Source organism: Deinococcus arcticus (assembly GCF_003028415.1).
Classification (GTDB): Bacteria; Deinococcota; Deinococci; order Deinococcales; family Deinococcaceae; genus Deinococcus; species Deinococcus arcticus.
This window is the reverse complement of sequence record NZ_PYSV01000004.1, coordinates 150,189-167,788: the sequence shown is the minus strand read 5'-3', so window position 1 is coordinate 167,788 and position 17,600 is coordinate 150,189. Positions and strand designations below refer to the sequence as shown.

18 protein-coding genes are annotated in these 17,600 nt (G+C 69.3%); 7 read left to right on the top strand and 11 right to left on the bottom strand.

All coding sequences use genetic code 11. The annotated features are described in order from the left end of the window. Positions 1-38 precede the first annotated feature (38 nt). On the top strand, positions 39-713 hold the full coding sequence (locus C8263_RS05925; RefSeq protein WP_107137193.1) for a V-type ATP synthase subunit D: 675 nt from the start codon (positions 39-41) through the stop codon (positions 711-713). A gap of 210 nt (positions 714-923) precedes the next feature. Here C8263_RS05925 and C8263_RS05920 read toward each other — a convergent pair whose 3' ends face one another. From C8263_RS05920 to C8263_RS05905, 4 genes are all read right to left on the bottom strand, one after another. Beyond that, entirely contained in the window at positions 924-1,487 is a 564-nt protein-coding gene (locus C8263_RS05920; protein ID WP_199188322.1) for an HD domain-containing protein, read from the bottom strand. 19 nt (positions 1,488-1,506) lie between these two features. After that, positions 1,507-2,415 (bottom strand): ROK family protein, encoded by a 909-nt coding sequence (locus C8263_RS05915; RefSeq protein WP_107137192.1) that lies wholly within the window; start codon positions 2,413-2,415, stop codon positions 1,507-1,509. Between the two features lie 122 nt (positions 2,416-2,537). After that, on the bottom strand, positions 2,538-2,837 hold the full coding sequence (locus C8263_RS05910) for a hypothetical protein (RefSeq protein WP_107137191.1): 300 nt from the start codon (positions 2,835-2,837) through the stop codon (positions 2,538-2,540). After that, positions 2,834-3,280, bottom strand: coding sequence for an acyl-CoA thioesterase (locus C8263_RS05905; RefSeq protein WP_107137190.1), 447 nt, complete (start codon positions 3,278-3,280; stop codon positions 2,834-2,836). The genes C8263_RS05910 and C8263_RS05905 overlap by 4 nt, the downstream gene beginning before the upstream one ends. A 67-nt stretch (positions 3,281-3,347) precedes the next feature. Between C8263_RS05905 and C8263_RS05900 the strand changes: the two genes are divergently transcribed. Then, complete coding sequence (locus C8263_RS05900) at positions 3,348-3,728, top strand: cell division protein FtsB (protein WP_233218668.1); 381 nt, start codon at positions 3,348-3,350, stop codon at positions 3,726-3,728. 342 nt (positions 3,729-4,070) lie between these two features. Here the strand turns inward: C8263_RS05900 and C8263_RS05895 are convergent, their stop codons facing one another. From C8263_RS05895 to C8263_RS05885, 3 genes are all read right to left on the bottom strand, one after another. Next, entirely contained in the window at positions 4,071-5,378 is a 1,308-nt protein-coding gene (locus C8263_RS05895) for a thymidine phosphorylase (RefSeq protein ID WP_107137189.1), read from the bottom strand. 79 nt (positions 5,379-5,457) lie between these two features. Then, positions 5,458-5,904, bottom strand: coding sequence for a (4Fe-4S)-binding protein (locus C8263_RS05890; protein ID WP_107137188.1), 447 nt, complete (start codon positions 5,902-5,904; stop codon positions 5,458-5,460). A 3-nt stretch (positions 5,905-5,907) separates the two neighbouring features. Next, positions 5,908-6,873 carry a helix-turn-helix transcriptional regulator gene (locus C8263_RS05885; protein WP_107137187.1) on the bottom strand — a complete coding sequence of 322 codons (966 nt, stop codon included), beginning with the start codon at positions 6,871-6,873 and terminating at the stop codon, positions 5,908-5,910. Positions 6,874-6,960: 87 nt separating this feature from the next. On the opposite strand from C8263_RS05885, the gene C8263_RS05880 reads away from it, so the two are divergent. From C8263_RS05880 to C8263_RS05865, 4 genes are read left to right on the top strand one after another with little or no spacing between them, the layout of a single operon-like run. Then, the gene (locus C8263_RS05880) at positions 6,961-7,443 is read left to right on the top strand and encodes a DinB family protein (RefSeq protein ID WP_107137186.1); all 483 of its coding nucleotides are present in this window, start codon (positions 6,961-6,963) and stop codon (positions 7,441-7,443) included. After that, on the top strand, positions 7,443-7,925 hold the full coding sequence (locus tag C8263_RS05875) for a DinB family protein (RefSeq protein ID WP_107137185.1): 483 nt from the start codon (positions 7,443-7,445) through the stop codon (positions 7,923-7,925). Before C8263_RS05880 ends, C8263_RS05875 begins: the two co-directional genes overlap by 1 nt. Before the next feature lie 4 nt (positions 7,926-7,929). After that, positions 7,930-8,451 (top strand): DinB family protein, encoded by a 522-nt coding sequence (locus tag C8263_RS05870; protein ID WP_107137184.1) that lies wholly within the window; start codon positions 7,930-7,932, stop codon positions 8,449-8,451. A gap of 38 nt (positions 8,452-8,489) precedes the next feature. Beyond that, on the top strand, positions 8,490-8,870 hold the full coding sequence (locus C8263_RS05865) for an ACT domain-containing protein (RefSeq protein ID WP_107137183.1): 381 nt from the start codon (positions 8,490-8,492) through the stop codon (positions 8,868-8,870). Between the two features lie 229 nt (positions 8,871-9,099). Here C8263_RS05865 and ftsH read toward each other — a convergent pair whose 3' ends face one another. Next, entirely contained in the window at positions 9,100-10,971 is a 1,872-nt protein-coding gene (gene ftsH, locus C8263_RS05860) for an ATP-dependent zinc metalloprotease FtsH (protein ID WP_107137182.1), read from the bottom strand. Between the two features lie 115 nt (positions 10,972-11,086). Beyond that, positions 11,087-11,557: a hypothetical protein gene (locus C8263_RS05855; RefSeq protein WP_107137181.1), complete on the bottom strand. Its 471-nt coding sequence runs from the start codon at positions 11,555-11,557 to the stop codon at positions 11,087-11,089. An 83-nt stretch (positions 11,558-11,640) separates the two neighbouring features. Between C8263_RS05855 and C8263_RS05850 the strand changes: the two genes are divergently transcribed. Further along, positions 11,641-13,065, top strand: a complete 1,425-nt coding sequence (locus C8263_RS05850) for a tetratricopeptide repeat protein (RefSeq protein ID WP_107137180.1) — start codon at positions 11,641-11,643, stop codon at positions 13,063-13,065. A 176-nt stretch (positions 13,066-13,241) separates the two neighbouring features. On the opposite strand, the gene C8263_RS05845 is transcribed toward C8263_RS05850, so the two are convergent. After that, positions 13,242-15,038 carry a WD40 repeat domain-containing protein gene (locus C8263_RS05845; RefSeq protein ID WP_146160604.1) on the bottom strand — a complete coding sequence of 599 codons (1,797 nt, stop codon included), beginning with the start codon at positions 15,036-15,038 and terminating at the stop codon, positions 13,242-13,244. Between the two features lie 76 nt (positions 15,039-15,114). After that, positions 15,115-17,562 carry a glutamine--tRNA ligase/YqeY domain fusion protein gene (locus tag C8263_RS05840; protein ID WP_107137178.1) on the bottom strand — a complete coding sequence of 816 codons (2,448 nt, stop codon included), beginning with the start codon at positions 17,560-17,562 and terminating at the stop codon, positions 15,115-15,117. Between the last annotated feature and the right edge of the window lie 38 nt (positions 17,563-17,600).

Genomic DNA, 17,600 nt, shown 5'->3' with positions numbered 1-17,600 from the left:
CATCAACCATCACCATTCACCGACGAAGGAGGTGAATTATGGCAGGACAGATCAGCCCCACCCGCAGCGCGCTGCTGGCCAGCAAGGCCAGCCTGAAAACAGCCTCTGGCGGCGCGGACCTGCTCAAGCGCAAGCGCGACGCCCTGATCGGTGAGTTCTTTGCGCTGGTCAAGGACGCGCTGGCCGCCCGCGAGCAGCTCAGCGGTGTCAGCAAGGGTGCGTACACCAGCCTGTTCGGGGCCAAAGCCTGGGACAGCCCGGAAGCCGTGGAGAGCCTCAGTCTGGCCGGCAGCGGCGATTACGCCGTCAGCATGCAGATTGAGAACCTGTACGGCGTGAAGGTGCCGCGCATCAGCGTGCCCGAGCGCGCGCAGAGCGCCAACTTCAGCCCCATCAACGTGGGCGCGCGGACCATTCAGGCCGCCACGGACTTTGGCGGCGTGATGGAAGCCATCGTGAAGGTGGCCGCCACCGAAACGAAGCTGCGCCGGATTGGCGAGGAAATCAAAAAGACTTCCCGCCGCGTGAACGCACTGGAACAGGTGGTCATTCCCGGAATCGAGGATGACATCCGCTTTATTCGCAGTGTGCTGGACCAGCGTGAACGCGAGGCCAGCTACACCCAGAAGAAGATCAAGGCGAAGATCGAGGCGAAAGCCGAGCAGCAGCGCGCCAATATTCAAGCGGGCAATCACGGCTCAGCCGCGGATTAAAAGCCCAGTACCCAGACGCCGCCCCTTCTGTGGGGCGGCGTTTTTTGAGCGTTATACGGATTCCGTCCATTTCCGTAACATCCAGGAAAGAGCCGGATGTTCCTCCAATTCCCGGAAATCCGCATTTGTTCCTTCTCTGCTGCGCAGCTCTTCGAGTCCCTCCGGTCGAAAAAATTCCGTAATGTGTTACGGAATTTTTCGGAAGCCGTATTATAGCTTGCTCAGGGCCACCGCCAGATTTGCCCGCGCCTGCGCTTCCAGCTCCGCAAACTCTGGCGTGGTGTAGATGCGCCCGCGCTTCAGGAACCCCTGCAGCACCTTGCGGCGGCCGATGCGGTACAGCGGCCCCGGCACATGACGGTATTCCTGGCGAATGGCCGCGTCGTAGGCGGCAAAGTCGGCGGGGCTGGCGCCCAGAATGCCCAGGTCGGCGTCCACCAGCAGGGCCTCCTCGCGCGTGGCGGGCGCGGCCGTGTGCTGGGTGGCCAGAATCAGCGCGCGAATCTGGGCCATATGGGCGGGCACTGCGCCCTGCGTGGCCAGCCACGCCCCGAACACCTGGGCGCTGCGGGCCTCGTTGTCTCCGGCGCGCGGGTCGTAGATCAGGTCGTGGCCCCATACGGCCAGCGCCAGGGCAGGGGAGAGCACGCCCCGCGAACCCAGCGCATCCAGCATGGCCTGCACATGGGCGGTGTTGTGGTAAGCGCGGTGGGCTTCGGCATAAAAAGGCCGGGCGTAGGCTTCAGCCGCGCTGAGCAGGGCGTCGGGGTTCACGGGGCCTCCTGGTAGGCGCTTACCCGTGCCGCGCCGCCAGCGCCGCGCCGATCACGCCCGCATTTCCGCCCAGCTGCGCGCGGCGGATGGTCACGGGCGCGAAGCCCTGCGCGTACTCGTCGGCGGCGGCCTGCACGCCATGAAAAAAGTAGTCGCCCACACTGGCCACGCCGCCGCCCACCACGAACACCTCGGGGTCCAGAATCTTCTGCAGGTCGGCCAGGGCCATGCCGATGTGGCGCAGCGCCTGGGTCACCACACGGCGGGCGCCGGGGTGCCCCTGCTGGGCCAGGGCAAACGCCTCGGCGGTGGTCACGTCGCGGTTCAGGGCGTAACTGGCGTCCCGGGCAATGGCGGTGCCACTGGCCACCGCCTCCAGCGCGCCGTCCAGCCCCGTGCCGCTGACCGGGCCGCCGGGCAGCGCGGTCACGTGGCCAATCTCGCCGGCAATGCCGTGCCGCCCGCGCCAGATGCGCCCGTTCAGCACAATGCCCGAGCCGATGCCCGTGCTGACCGTCACATAGATGCTGCTCTCGGCGCCGCGCGCCGCGCCCAGGTGCGCTTCGGCCAGGGCCGCCGCCTTGGCGTCGTTTTCCAGCACGGCGCGCTGGCCCAGGCGGTCGCGCAGGCCGTCCACCAGCGGCACGTCGGTAAAGCCGTAGATGTTCGGCGCGAATTTGACACGGGTGCGGTCGGCGTTCAGGGGCCCGGGAATGCCCACACCAATCAGGCGGGCTTCCGGGTGGCGCTCCTGCAGACGGCGGACTTCACCAGCAATGGCGTCCAGTACGGCCTTCCAGCCGGTTTCGGGGGTGGGGACCACGTGGGAGTCGTGCAGCTCGTCGCCGCGCAGTACACCACTGGCGATCTTGGTGCCGCCGACATCAATACCAATGCTGATGGGCTCTGGGGAAAAGGGTTGACTCATGTGGGCTCCGGACAGGGGGACAACGCCGCGCGGCGCGGCACAGGGCGGGGGCAGGGGCAGAAAAACTTCTCCGAACTCTATCCGAAGCGCTTTCAGGACAGGCCGGGCTCCTCTGGATAGGGTCAGCCCTGGTTGGCGTCGGTGGGGTCCGGGTCGTCCAGCCCCAGCAAGGCCAGGGCCTCGGGCAGCTGCACTTCGGGCACATACAGGCCCACGTCGCCCATATACCCACCGGTTTCAATTTCAATCACCGGGCTACCCATGGACCACTGAAAGGGCGTGCGCACCACGCTGACCACGCCGCCGCCCGAGAGGGTGCGCCGCCAGCCTTCTGCCAGCAGCCGGGGCAGGGTGTCCAGGCGCACCCAGGGGTCGCCCTGATACAGCACGCAGTCCTCAAAGGTGGACGGCGCAGGGCTCACACCCGGACCAGCCAGGGCGAGACCTGGGCCTTGAGGGCCTCGGGCAGCGGCTCGGGGCGGCCCTGCCCGTCCACGCGCACCACCACGGAGCGGGAAAAGGCGCAGGGCACGCCGTCGGCCAGAATGCGCGAGACGCTGGTCCAGCTGGTGCGCCCGGTGCGCTCCACCAGCGTCTCGATCAGCACCTGCTGTCCGGGGCGGATGTCGCGTACATAGTCCAGTTCCAGGCGCGCCAGCACCGAGCGCCCGGCCAGCTCAATGCCCAGTTCGGCGGCCAGCGCGAGGCGGGCGACCTCCAGAAACTCGGCGTAGCGGGCATTGTTCACGTGACCCATGGCGTCCAGGTCGCCGTAGCGCAGCTGAATCCCGGTGCGGTGGGCGTCCTGCCAGTTCAGCGCAGGCACGCGCGCCGAGGCCGAGCCCTGTTCAGAGGTTCCCGTCATGCGGCCCAGTGTAGCGGCGCACCCGCCGGCTCATCTGTTCCCGTGCCCATGCACTATCCTGCCGGGCGTGACGGACGCGCCCCCACCCCCCCGCCCGGCGCGGCGCGCCTGGTGGCGGCGTGTGCAGCGCCTGCCCCTGAGCATGATGGTGGCCAGTGTGCTTGCGGCCCTGGGCATCGTGCAACTGAGTTTTCAGCTGGGGCACATGCTCTACCGCAGCGCCACCTGGTCGGCCGAGACCCGCCAGGCCCTGGTGCGCGTGGCTGCCCTGGAAGAGGACGCCCGTGTGCTGCAAGACGCCATTCGGGCCGCCAACGATCCCGCGTACCTGGAACAGCTGGCCCGCTGCAGGGGCTACGTGGGCAAAACCGAGAAGGTCGTCGTGTCCAGTGACGCCCCGCCCCCCCGCCTGCCCGGCGAGAACTGCAAGGCGCTGCGGGTGCCGTGAAGGGGCACTGGGCCGTGGGCTTTGGGCCATGAGCCTTGGGCTTTGGGGTCTGGGGGCAGGTGGGGCCGTTCTTTCCTGGCGCCGGCAGAGCCAAACACAGGCGCTTCTCCCCTGATACGGACTGCCGTCCATTTCCGTAACATCCGGGAAGAACTGGATGTTCCCCGCCTTCGGCGCTGTTCCAGCCCAATTCCCGGACATCCGCATTCTTTCCTGCTCTCTCCGGTCGGAATAATTCCGTCACACGTCACGGAATTATTCGGAACCCGTATGAAAGGAAGAGAACCGGGCATCCTCTCCCGGTCCTCCCTCATGGCTCACGGCCCATAGCTCATGGCCTCCTCAATTCACGCGGTCCAGAATCAGCGGTTCGGCGGCGGGGGCCGTCTCGCTGACCGCCAGACCCCCTTCCAGCAGGCGCTGGGCAGTGTCCAGCCCGCGCCCGTCTCTGTGGTAGATCCGCAGGACGGCCTCGCCGGCCGCCACCGCCTCGCCGGGCTTCTTCAGCAGTTCCACGCCCACGCCGTGGTCAATGGCTTCACCCTTGCGTTCGCGCCCGCCGCCCAGGGCCAGCACGGCGCGGCCCACGCTCAGGGCGTCTACCTTCTGCACGAAGCCGGCGGTCTGGGCCAGCACCTGCGCGCGGCCAGGGGCCACGTCAAATTTCTTGGGGTCGTCCACGTACGTGGCGTCGCCGCCCTGCGCGGCCACAAAGGCGCGAAACTTGGCCAGCGCGCTGCCGTCTCGCAGGGTCTGGCGGGCCCTGGCCTCGGCCTGGGTTTCGTCCTCGCCGTGGGCGGCCAGGGCTTCCACGGCCAGGGCCACGCACAGCTCGGTCAGGTCGTGGGGGCCCTCGCCGCGCAGGGTGTCCAGGGCCTCCAGGACTTCCAGGCTGTTGCCCGCCATAAAGCCCAGGGGCGTGTCCATGTCGGTCAGCACCGCGCGCACCTGCCGCCCCGCGCGGGTGCCAATATCCACCATGGCGCGCGCCAGGCCCCGGCCATCCTCCAGCGTGCGCATAAACGCCCCGGCGCCCACCTTCACGTCCAGCACCACCGTCTGCGCGCCCGAAGCCAGCTTCTTGCTCATGATGGACGAAGCGATCAGGGGCAGGCAGTCCACCGTGGCGGTCACGTCGCGCAGGGCGTACAGCTTGCCGTCGGCCGGGGCAAGGTCCTTGCTCTGGCCCACCAGGGCGAGGCCCGTCTGGCGCGCCTGACGCAGAAACGCTTCTTCTCCCAGTTCCGGGCTCCAGCCGGGAACGCTTTCGAGCTTGTCAATGGTGCCGCCCGTGTGGGCCAGCCCGCGCCCGCTCATCTTGGCGACCGTCAGGCCCAGCGCGGCCAGCATGGGCGTCAGGATCAGGCTGGTCTTATCGCCCACGCCGCCGGTGGAGTGCTTGTCCACGGTGCGCTCCAGGGTGCCCAGGTCCATCAGGTCGCCGCTCTGGGCCATCACCATGGTCAGGTCGGCGGTTTCCTGTTCTTGCATGCCCCGCAGGTAGACGGCCATCAGCCAAGCGCTCATCTGATAGTCGGGCACCTCACCGCGCGTGTAGCCCAGCACCAGCTGCTCCAGTTCGGCGCGGGTGTGGGTCTCGCCGTCGCGCTTCTTGCGAATCAGGTCGGGGATGTTGAGAAGGGAAGTCATGCGCCAGTCTAGAGCAGTTCTCCTGGGGCCGTGGCGCGTGTGGCACGGCCAAATTCACCAGAGCTGCCGGTTGCCGCTGCTACCCCTCTCCGCTTTTCCACCCCACCTGCGCGTGGGTGCCGTCGCAGTAGGGCTTATTCCCGCTCTGGCCGCAGCGGCACAGGGCGGCGCGCACGTCGCGGACCTCGCCGCCCGGGGTCTGCAGGATCAGGTTGCCGCGCAGGACCAGCGGCCCGTCGGGCAGCGGGGTGACCGTGGTGGGCGCCTGGGGCGCTTCGGGGCCTTCACTGTCCAGGGCGTAGTGCAGGGCGCCCGTGGGGCAGGTGCGCACCACCGCCGCCACCGCCAGGGCCCCGGCTTGGGCCGCCTGAATCCAGGGCCGCTCGCCGGGCCTGAAGACTTCCGGCAAGCCGCGCACGCAGTTGGCCACATGCACGCAGCGCCGGGCGTCGTAGTACACCGTGATGCCCGGGGCCACGTACGCCTTGCCCTGGGCCAGGTCCTGGTTCGTGGGGAGGGTCGTCATGGGTCAGTGTAGCGGCTCCGAGGACTGTGCGTAGGCCGCGCAGCGCGCGTGCAAGCGGGCAAATTCGGCGTGCAGTTCCGGGGGGCTGTCGATGCGGAAGTCGCAGCCCAGCCCCAGCAGAAAGGCGGCAAACGAGTGCAGGTGCTCGCGTTGGCAGCGCAGGCGGGTGCCCTGTTCCTCGGCTTCCAGCTCGCTGCCCCACAGCGACACCCGGCCGCGCAGGTGCTCCGCGGGTGCGTTCAGCCACACACTCACGGTATAGGCGGTGGGCGGGGCGCGCAGCTGCGCGCGCAGGTAGGCAGCGGCATCGAAGTCGGCGGGGGGCGTGAAGGTGGCGGGCAGCACCTCCAGCGCCCCTATGCGGTCCACGCGAAAGGAGCGCTTCTCGCGGCGCAGGTGGCACCAGCCCACGGCGTACCAGCGGCCGTCAAAATGCACCACCCGGTAGATGTCCACCTGCCGCGTGCTGGGCGGCGCGTCCAGGGCCGTGTAGGTCAGCTGCACCGTGCGCGCCGCGCGCACGGCGCGCAGCAGCGGCGCCAGCACCGCCACCTCCACACCCACCGTCCAGGGCGAGGCGTCCAGTTCCACGCTGCCTTCCAGGGCCCGCACATCGTCGCGCAGGCCCTGGGGCAGGCTGCGGGCCAGCTTGGCCCCGGCGCTCTCGGCAGCGGGGGCCAGGGCGCCCAGGCCCAGCTGTTGCAGGGCGCGCAGGCCCAGGGCGGCGGCCAGCGCCTCGTCCGGGGTGAACATCAGAGGCGGCAGGCGAAAGCCCGGCCTCAGCCGGTAGGCCCCGCCCACGCCCCGGCGGCCTTCCACCGGAATGCCCAGGTCCTGCAGGCGGGTCACGTAGCGCTGCACCGTGCGCGGGCTGACCTCCAGGCGGCGGGCCAGCTCCGCGCCGGTCACAGTCTCGTGCGCCTGCAGCAGTTCCAGCACCGTCAGCACCCGCATGGCCGGGTTGTACATGGGCCCCAGCCTACACCCCAAACACGACACACCCTGACGGGAATCACCATTACGCTGGGGGCAGATTCAACCCCAGGAGGTTCAAGTATGACTGTCTCTGCCCTTCCGACGGCCCCCGCCCTGTCCATTTCAGATTTCGTGTCGCACTGGCAGGGGCACCGCGCCCTGACCCGCCGCGTGATCGCCGCATTCCCGGAAGAAGCCCTGTTCACCTTCAGCGTGGGCGGCATGCGGCCCTTTGGCGTGCAGGCCACCGAAATTCATCTGCTGAGCGCCATGACGGTGCAGGCCATGGACACGGGGCAGTGGCCCGAGCCAGACTGGGCGGCTGGCCCCGCCACCCAGGCCGAGCTGCTGCGCGAGTGGGACGCCCTGGATGAGCGGCTCTCGCAGGTGGGCGCTGGCACTGACCCCGCCTTTTTCAGCGCGCTGCACACCCTGCCGTGGGGGAACATGCCCGGCTGGGTGGCCACGATCTACGCGGTGGACAACGAGATTCACCACCGCGCCCAGGGGTACGTGTATCTGCGGGCCCTGGGTGTAGAGCCCCCCGCCTTTTACGAGCGCTGATGCTGGGCGCCGCGCTGGCCGCCCACTGGCTGGGGCACCACCACCTGACCGCCCGCACCCTGGCGCTGTACCCGGACGAGGCGCTGTTGACCTTCTCGCCTGCGCCGCCGCTGCGGTCCTTCGGCGCCATGCTCTGGGAGGTCCATGGTCAGACCGGGTATGTGCTGCAGGGGCTGCGAAGCGGCATATGGGGCGAGCCCCGCTGGTCCGCGCCGACCGGGCGGGACCCGGCAGCCCTGCGCGCCGCCTGGGCCGCCCAGACCGCACAGCTGGCGCGCGAACTGCCGGGGGTACCCGACGCGGCCTATCTGGGCGCACACCGCACCGGCTGGGGCGAACTGAGTGGCCTGGACGCCGCACTGGGCGCCGTTGACAACCAGGTGCACCACCGCGCCCAGGGGTACGTGTACCTGCGGGCCCTGGGTCTTGAACCGCCGGAGTTCTGGGACCGTACCCCGCCCCCTGCCTTTTCAGGAGAATGAATGTATGGCCGACCTTGCCCTGCCGCTGGAAACCTTTCGCCGCAACGCCCGCGTGAACGCGGCCCTCCTGGGGGCGCTGAGCCCGGCAGACTTTTCCCTCAGCGACGGCCACGGGGGCTGGACCATTGAGCGGCACCTGCGCCATATGGCGGGTTTCCGGGTAGGCTGGCTGTGGAACCTGTCGCGCGACCACGCTATGGTGCTGCTGGACCCCACCCAGAAAGACGCGGACGGTGACCCGATGTGGCGCTGGCAGAACGCCCCAGCCAGTGACCTGGGCGCGGCCTTCACTGCCGGGGACGAGGCGGCCCTGAAGGCCGTGCAGGCGCATCTCGCGTCTGGCGAGCCCTTCGCGGACCCCTGGAATGAAGGCAGTTACCGCGCCCACCCGGTGCATTTCCTGATGCACACGGTGGTCCACGACAGCCACCACCGGGGCCAGATCATGGCGCTGCTGCGCCAGGGGGGCCACAGCAAAGAAGAGATGGACGCCCTGGAAGAGCACTGGGCCATCTGGCGCGAGTAGACCCGGGCGCGCCCAGCCTGCACGGGCACAATAGGGCCATGACCCCCCAGACCCTGTCGCTGCTGCCGGGCCGCTACGCCGTGGTGCAGCTGCCCCCAGATGCGCCCCTGCCCACGCTGGCCGGGGCGTTCTGGTCCCTGACCCGCACCCCCGACGAACTCTCGCTGGTCTGCGCCGAAGACCAGGTGCCCCCAGGTGCCACCGCTGCGGACGGCTGGGTGGCGCTGAAGCTCCATGGCCCCTTTCCCTTTCACCTGACCGGCATTCTGGCGGGCGTGCTTGGCCCCCTGCGCGACGCCGGGGTGGGCATCTTTGCGCTCAGCACCTTCGATACCGATTACGTGCTGGTCAAACAGGCCCAGCAGGCCGGGGCCACGGCTGCCCTGCGGGCCGCTGGCCATACCGTGCTTGACTGCTGAAGCGGCCAGAGGGAAGGCTCATGGGTTCCCGGTTCTTCCGAGAGCCTTGCGCAGCAGGACGTTCGTGTGGCCGGGCAGAGCGTGCCCCTCCTCGGCAGACACCGCAGACCCCAGGTCCTCGTCAAAGGCGCGGGCCAGCAGGGCTCTGTGCCCACTCCCTGCCTGCGCAGGGCCTCGCGGCATAACAAAAACCCCCTGCGCGGAGCAGGGGGCTTCAGGCGCAAGGAGGTTACGCGGTCGTCTGGGGCATGGGCTGCGTTTCGCCGCCCACGCGGGACACGGCCTCGCGCACCACGTCGCCGGTAATCAGTTCCTGCGAGAGCAGGGCCTCGGCCACCTCATGCATGGCCTGACGGTACTGCGTTACCAGGTCGCGGGCGCGCTCGTAGGCACGCGTCAGGATGCGCTTGACGTCCTCGTCCACCAGCTGGCTGGTGTGCTCGCTGAACGCCTTGGGCTTGGCCATGTCCTCGCCCAGGAACACGGGGCCGCTGTCGGTGGTCAGCGCCATGTTCTTGAAGTTGTCGCCCATGCCCCACTCCAGCACCATGCGCCGGGCGATGTTGGTGGCCTTGCGGAAGTCGTCGGCGGCGCCACTGGTCACGCTGCCCATGAACACTTCCTCGGCGGCGCGCCCACCCAGAGCCACCACCAGCTGGTTTTCCAGGCGCTCCTTGCTCATCAGTACCTGCTCTTCGGGCAGGTAGAACGCGGCGCCCAGCGCGCGGCCACGCGGAATGATGCTCACCTTCTGCAGCTTGTCGCTCCCCGGAATCACGGCGGCCGTCACGGCGTGCCCGGCCTCGTGGTAGGCAATGGCCTTCTTTTCCTGGTCGCTGATGGTCAGCGAGCCGTTTTCCAGGCCCAGGGTGATCTTGTCCAGCGCCCGGTAGAAGTCGCTCATGTCAATCTGGGTCTTGCTCAGGCGGGCGGCTTCCAGGGCGGCCTCGTTGGTTACGTTCTTCAGGTCGGCCCCCGAGAAGTACGGGGTGCTCTTGGCAATCTCGTTGACGTCCACGCCCTGCGCCATCGGCTTGTTGCGCAGGTGCACCTTCAGGATCGCCTCGCGCTCTTTCAGGTTGGGCAGGTCAATCGTCACCTGCCGGTCAAAGCGCCCGGGGCGCAGCAGGGCGGGATCCAGCACGTCGGGGCGGTTGGTGGCGCCCAGCACGATGACGCTGCTGGCCTTATCAAAGCCGTCCATCTCCGAGAGAATCTGGTTCAGGGTCTGTTCGCGCTCGTCGTGCCCGCCGCCAATGCCGGCGCCACGCTTGCGGCCAATCGAATCAATCTCGTCAATGAACATGATGGCCGGGGCACTCTTGCGGGCGTCCTCGAACAGGGTGCGCACGCGGCTGGCGCCCACGCCCACGAACATCTCCATGAACTCCGAGGCGCTGACACTGAAGAACGGCACGTCGGCCTCACCGGCGATGGCGCGCGCCAGCAGCGTTTTCCCCGTGCCGGGAGGGCCCACCAGCAGCACGCCCTTGGGAATCTCGGCGCCAATCTGGTGATACTTGCCGGGGTTCTTCAGGAAGTCCACCACTTCCACCAGTTCGCGCTTGGCTTCCTCGTGGCCCGCCACATCGGTGAACTTGGTGGGCACGCGGTTTTCCTTACCGTACTTCTTGGCGCGGCTCTGGCCAAACTGCATCACGCCGTTCTGGCCGCCCTGGGCCCGCATGAAGAAGAAATACATCATGGCGAACAGCAGGATGATGGGCAGGAAGTTTAGCAGGATGCCCAGCCACTGACTGGGCCGCTCGAAGCGCAGCTGCACGTCCTGGCGCTCCAGCTCCGGGATCAGCGTCTCGTCGCGGATGGCCTGGTTGTTGGGCAGCAGCACCGTGAAGTTCTCCACCGTGGGCGTGCGCGGCGCCTGGTTGGCCGGGCCGGGCACGGTGATCTGCGTGGGTGCTTTCAGGGTGACCGTGGCGTTGTTCTCGCGCACCACCACCTGGGCCACCTTGCCCTCACCCAGCAGATCTTTAAATTGGTCGTAACTCACGCTGGTTCGTCCACTGATGGGCGCCTGCGAGAACATCAGGAACAGGGCCAGGACAAACAGAACGATCAGCCAGGGATTGAGCCGTTTCAAGAACAGTCCTCCGAATGGGGAGAAGGGGGAATGGGGAACAGGGCGGGCCTCGCCCGCTGAACTTGAGTCTACCAGACTCAAGGTGCGTGAGTGAGTCCCGTCTTACACCTGCTCTTTAGCGTTGCCCTGGCCGCGCCACCCGCAGCCGCCACAGCAGCAACCCCAGCAGCGTCAGCGGCAGGGCCACGAACAGTGCCAGAGCCAGCAGGGGCGGCAGCGCACCAAGCAGCAGGGCAAGCCACGGGGCGCGCTGCTCGAAGCGCACTTCCACGTCCTGCCGGTCCAGCGCCCGGAGCAGCGGGCCGTCTGGAGAACCAGGGCGGCCATCTGGCCAGGCGAGGCGGTGGGTGCGGCGCTGGCCTTGCAGGCTCACCTGGGCGACCTCGCCCCGAACCACCACCCGCTCCACCTGCCCGGCCTCCAGCAGCGAACGGAACTCGGCGGCGCTCAGCGGGGCGCTCTGGCTGCGGGCCAGCGCCTGCCAGCCCAGCAGGCCCAGAACAGCAAACAGGCCCAGGGCCAGCAGGCCACCCAGCACAGGCCAGCCTGAGGCAGAGGAGCGCGAAGCGCGGGTGCGGTGGGTCATGCGGCCATCAGACCCCACATGCCCGCACGCCGCAAGCGGCAAAAGAGGGAGAACCGGGGAGCGGCGCAGTATCCTGCCAGAGAATGATTGACGTAGCCACCACCTGGCAGCAAGTGTGCGCGGCGCTCGCGGGGGGCGACTACGACGCGGCTTTTGGCATTCTGGAAGCCGCCATGCGCGAGGCCGGGAAGCCCGAGCGGGCCCGGCTGGCGCTGTATCTGGCGCACCTGCACGCCCTGTACGGCGACGCCGCCCTGGCTGAACTGGGCGCGGCGCTGCGCGAGGCCCGCACCCTGGACCCCGCGCGGCGCGAGGACGCGCTGTCTGTCGCCCTGTGGGCCGAACTGGACGCCCGCACCCGCGGCGAGGAAGCCCCCCCGCCTCCCCAGGCGGTGCGCGAGAGCCCGGACGCGCTGGTGCGCTTTCACGCCCTGTGCGCCCTGGCGCTGTCCGGCAAGCCGGCCGAGGCGCTGGAAGTGCACGTGGCCAGCACCGAATTGCCGCTGCACCTGCGCTGGCGCCTGCGTTCCTGGGAGGCCGACGCCCACGAGAGCCTGGGCCAGAGCGCCGAGGCGGCGGGGCTGTACGCCGAGGCCGCGCATCTGGCCTCGGGCATCAACCGCGCGGTGATGCTGCAGGAACAGGCGGCGCTGCACCTGCAACTGGGCCAGCCCGAGGCCGCAAAGGCCGCGCTGGATCAGGCCCGGCCCCTGTACGCCGCGCGCCCCGCCCCCGACGAGGCCGAGGAACAGGGCCTGAATCTCGCCACCTGGCACTACCTGCGCGCCCAGGCCCTGCTGAACCTGGGCCAGCCGGCGCCGGCACACGACATGATCCGCGAGGCCGCGCGCCTGGAAGCCCAGTATGGTGACCCCAGTTACGGCGTGGCGCTGGTGCGCGGGCAGGTGCTCACCCACCTGGGCCAGACCGAGCAGGCCCTGGACGCCTTTGCCGAGGCGCTGCGGCTGGCCGGGGACGGCGACCGCCCGTACGCCAACCATGAACTGGGCGTGGCCCTGCTGGACCTGGACCGCCCCGTGGAAGCCCGCGAGAAGCTGGAAGCGGCCCTCTCGGAAGCGGACTACCCCTACCTGCCCGAGGTGCTGGCAGACCTGGCCGAGTGTGATTACCGCCTGGGCCGCCTGCCCGAAGCCCAGCAGGCCGCCGAACAGGCCCTGGCCCAGGGAGCGGTGATTCCCGCCAGTCTGGTGCTGGGCAGCGTGGCCCTGGATTATTTTCAGCTCGACGACGCCCTGGAGCACTACGAGCGCGTGATCCGCGAGGCCGCGCCGGGCAGCCGTGACTGGCTCACGGCGTCCCAGATGGCGGCCGACGTGCTGGCCCAGCAGGGCTTTCCCAACCCGGCTGCCGCCTACGCCTACGCCCAGCAGGCCCTGAGCCACACCCCTGAAAGCGACGACTGGCACGGCACCCTGCAAGAGCACCTGCGCCGCGCCGGCGAGCTGCTGGCCCAGCAGGGCGCGCAGGGAGGCCGGACGCTGAATTAGGGCAGGAAAGAGGCTGTGGGCCATGGGCTTTGAGCCAGAGGGAGAGGGGCGCCCACGCCTGCCGGTGTCCAGCGAAGAACCACGGTTGCCCCAGGTCTGTTCACCCCTCAGCCCACGAGAAGGGCCATGAGCCCGGGGCTGTGCCCCCGTGGCTCATGGCCCACAGCCCGTGGCTCTTACTTCCTGACCGTGTACACCGTGGCGCTGCCACTCTGGCCCAGCAGGCCCGAACCCACCAGCAGCTCGGTGCCGCCGGGGTTCCACACCAGCAGTGAGGTGCGCAGGCTGAAGGACCCGGCGCGGGCCAGCACGGCGCCGGTGGCGGTGTCGTACACCTGCAGGGCGTTCTGGGCGTCGCCGGTCAGCACCGCCAGAAGCTTGCCGTCGGGGCTGAAGCGCAGGGCGCGCACCGAGCCGGGAAAGGTCAGGGTCTTGAAGGCGGTGGTGGCGCCGGGCTTGACCAGGGCCACGCGGTCATCGTCCTCCGTGCCGTACAGCACGGCCAGGGTGCCGCCGGGGCTCTGGTGCAGATCGTAGACCTCGGCCTCGGCGGGCAGCTTGAAGACGGTGGCGCGCTTCTTGCTGGCCAGGTCGTAGCGGAAGGGATCGCCCTCGTGCGGCGTGATGATCAGCCCCTTGCCGTCCAGGGTGGGCAGGGCGCCGTGAATGTCTTCCACCTTCAGCTGCGTTTCGGTGACCTTGCCCAGCACCTTGCCGCTGCGGCCATCCAGCAGCGCCGCGCCGTAGTAGCCGCTGGCCGCCGCGAACTGGCCCCCCGGCGTGGCGCGCAGGGTTTCGTATTCGGCGTCCTCGTCCAGGGTGCCCACCCGCGTGATCTTGCCCGCGCGGTACACGTTCACCGTGACCCCGCCCAGGGTCCACACGCTGTCGCCCGTGGCTTCAGCCGCCCACAGGGTGCCCCGGCTGCCCACGTTCAGCGCCGTACCCGTTTTCAGGTTGATGAATTCGGCCACGCCGGCGTGCGGCACGCCGCCCACGAAAGCGCCCACCAGCGCGTTGCTGGACGGCAGGTTCACCTGGGGCCGCGCGGGGGCGCTCAGATTGGCGGTGCTCAGGCGGCCCACGGCGCGGCCCAGCGCCAGCACCGTGCCGTCGGGGCCTGCCACCAGGGGCCCAGCGCTGTCGAATTCCAGGGGATCGCCCACCATCTTGCCGCTCTGGGCGTCGTACAGCTGACCGTCGCCGTACAGGGCATAGACGAACTGCTGTGGGTTGAGGAACACCACGCTGCCGCGCTGCGAGAGGTCCTCGCCGTCTTCCAGGGCCGTGGGTGCCTGCCCGGCGCGCAGCACCAGGGCCTGTTCGTCCAGGCGCACCACCGCCGCTTCACCCGACGGCGCAAAGGTGGCGGCCACCTCGTAGGGTTCGCCTTCGACTGGCGCCTTGGCCAGCACCTCGCCGCTGCTCAGGCGCACCAGTTCCACGCGGTCCTCGTACAGGGCCACCAGCAGCGTGCCGTCCGGGCTCACGGCCATGTCGTACAGTTCGCCGTCGCCCAGGACCTCCTGGCGCTGCCCACTGGCAATGTTCACGCGGTAGAGGGTGCCGTCATCCTGCAGCAGCAGTTCGCCCTGAGCGTCAAAGCCCAGCCGGGTGTCGTAGACGCTCTGGCCGCCGCGCACCTCGCGGCCCGTGACGGCGTCCCACACGGCCCAGCGGCTGCTCGTCATGGCCGCCACCCGCGCGCCGTTGGGACTGCTGACCAGCCCGGTCACCTCGTCTGGCAGGGTGTACCAGCTGCGCACCGTCTTGAGATTCTGGTCCAGGATCAGCACCCCGTTGTCCGCGTTCACCGCCACCTGGCCGCCAGGCAGGAAGGCGGCCACACGGGTGTTGGCCCCCGGCACGGTGTATACCTTGGGGTCCGACAGGCTCAGCGCGCTGGCGACGCTGCCCAGCGAGAGGGCGGTGCCCAGCAGCAGGGCAAGGGAAAGAGAGGTCTTTGGCTTCATCAGGGCCACTGTACAGGGGCCGCGCTTCCCGGGCACGCTGGATTGCGCGGCCCCCTGTGGGGGTGCCCGGGGGACCTTAACCTGCGCGGGCGTCCAGGGCCTGGGTCAGGGCCTCGGCCACCGCCTGCGGCTGGGCCTTGTTCTGCGTGGCGCGCATCACCTGCCCGGTAAAAAAGCCCATCAGCGCGGTCTTGCCGGCGTGATAGGCCGCCACCTTGTCGGGGTTGGCCGCCAGCACCCCGGCCACGGCCGCCGCCAGGTCCTCGGCAGACAGGCCCGCCGTCAGCCCCTCGCGTTCAATGATGCTCAGCGGCGCTTCACCGCTGGCCGCCGCGCGCGCCAGCACGTCGCGGGCCACGCGGGTGGTCAGCTCGCCCGCCGCCAGCCGCGCCGCCAGCGGCGAGAGGGCGGCGGCTGCCACCTTCACCGTGCCCGCGCGCAGTCCCGGCGCGAGGTCGTTGACCGCCCACGACACCACCTGCCCCAGCGTGGCGTCCGGCGCCGCCCCCTGCACAAAGGCCCGCAGCGCCTCGTCCCGCGCCGCCGTGCGCGCGTCGGCCTCGGCGGCCCCCAGCCCGGTCAGGCGGGCCACCTCGGCCTCCTGTTCGGGGGGCAGTGGAGCGTGGGAGGCAGGAAGCGGGGCCGCCTTCTCCTGCTGTTTCTCGGCCCCCGGACCCCTGGACCCCTCAACCTTCTTGCCTTTGCCCTCTGCCATCGGCCGGCCACCATCCGCCTTCCCCCACGTGTCCTTCAGCGTGATGATGCGGCCAAACACCAGGGCGTCCGGGCGGCTGTCCACCGGGTCGCGCCAGAAATAGCCCTGGCGCTCGAACTGGTAACGCGTGTCCTCGGGGTCGCCCGCCACGCTGGGTTCCACAAACCCGCGCGTCACCTTCAGGCTGTGCGGGTTGAGGTGGCGCAGAAAGTCAGCTGTCGGCGGCTTGCTCTCGTCCTCGTGCCCAATACCTTCGGGGTCAAAGTGGGGGCTTTCTGGGGCGGCGCCGGCGTCTTCGGGGTTGGCCGCTTCTGGGTTGGGCACGCGGAACAGGCGGTCGTACAGCCGGAATTCGGCCGGCAGGGCGCGTTCAGCGCTGACCCAGTGAATGACCCCGCCCGCCTTGGCGTCCTCGCCCAGCAGGGTGGCGTGAATGTGGGTCACCTGTCCGTGTTCGTCCGTTTCAAAGCGCTCGGCGCGGACAATCCCGGCGCCGCGCAGGCGCACCGTGCCGCCCGGCGTCAGGCGCTTGTAGCCCCTGGGCGGCTCGGGGTGAAAGTCCTCGCGCTCGATGTACAGCTCGCGGGTCAGGGGCACCGGGCGGGTGGCCTGTTCAGGCGCCACGCGCTCGCCTGTGGGCAGCGCCACCAGACCGTCCGGGCTGCCCTGCACCACGTCAAAGGGCCAGTAGGGGAGGGGCAGGGTCTGCTCGCCTGGCACGTTTTCCAGGGTCAGGCGCACCGGGTCCAGCACGGCCATCACGCGCGGGGCGCGGTGGTTCAGATCGTCGCGCACGGCGTTTTCATACACGCTGATGTCCACAGTGCGGTTGGTGCGGCTCACGCCAATCTGGGCGGCAAAGGCGCGCACGGCTTCGGGCGTCACGCCCAGGCGGCGCTGGGCGCGCAGGGTGGGCATACGGGGATCGTCCCAGCCTGACACGGCGCGTTCTTCCACCAGCACACGCAACTTGCGCTTACTGGTGATGGTGTATTCCAGGCCCCGGCGCCCGAACTCGTACTGGTGGGGGCGCGGCTCGAAGCCCAGGCGGTCCATCAGCCAGTCGTAGATGGCGCGGTTGTCCACGAATTCCAGCGAGCACATGGAGTGGGTCACGCCTTCCAGGGCGTCTTGCAGCGGGTGCTGAAAGTCGTACATGGGATAGATGCACCACGCGTCGCCGGCGCGGTAGTGGGTGCCGCGCAGAATGCGGTACAGCACCGGGTCGCGCAGCTTCATGTTGGGGCTGCTCAGGTCAATCCTGGCGCGCAGCACGTGCTGACCGTCCGGGAACTCGCCCGCCCGCATGCGGCGCAGCAGGTCCAGGTTCTCCTCGGGGGTACGGCTGCGGTAGGGGCTGGGGGTACCGGGGGTCTTGGCGTCGCCGCGCAGCCGGGCCATCTCGGCGCCGCTGACCGAATCCACATAGGCGTCGCCCTGCATGACCAGTTGCTCGGCGTACTCGTAATAGCGCCCGAAGTAGTCGCTGGCGTAATACAGGTGCTCGCCCCAGTTCCAGCCCAGCCACTGCAGGTCCTCGGCTATGGCGTCGGCGTACTCCTGGGTGGCCAGTTCGGGGTTGGTGTCGTCCATGCGCAGGTGGTAGCGCCCGCCGTACTGCACGGCAGTCTGGAAATCCAGAAAGGAAGCGAAGATGTGCCCCAGGTGCGCGTAGCCACTGGGCTCGGGCGGAAAGCGGGTGACCACCTGCGGGTACTTGCCCTCGCGCAGGTCGCGTTCAATGATCTCGGTGATGAAGTTGGGGGCCACGCGCGGGGCGCCGGGGGCAGGGGACTCGGGGGCCGTCATACCCCGTAGGATAGCGGCCCTGTGGTTGTGGCCTGGGT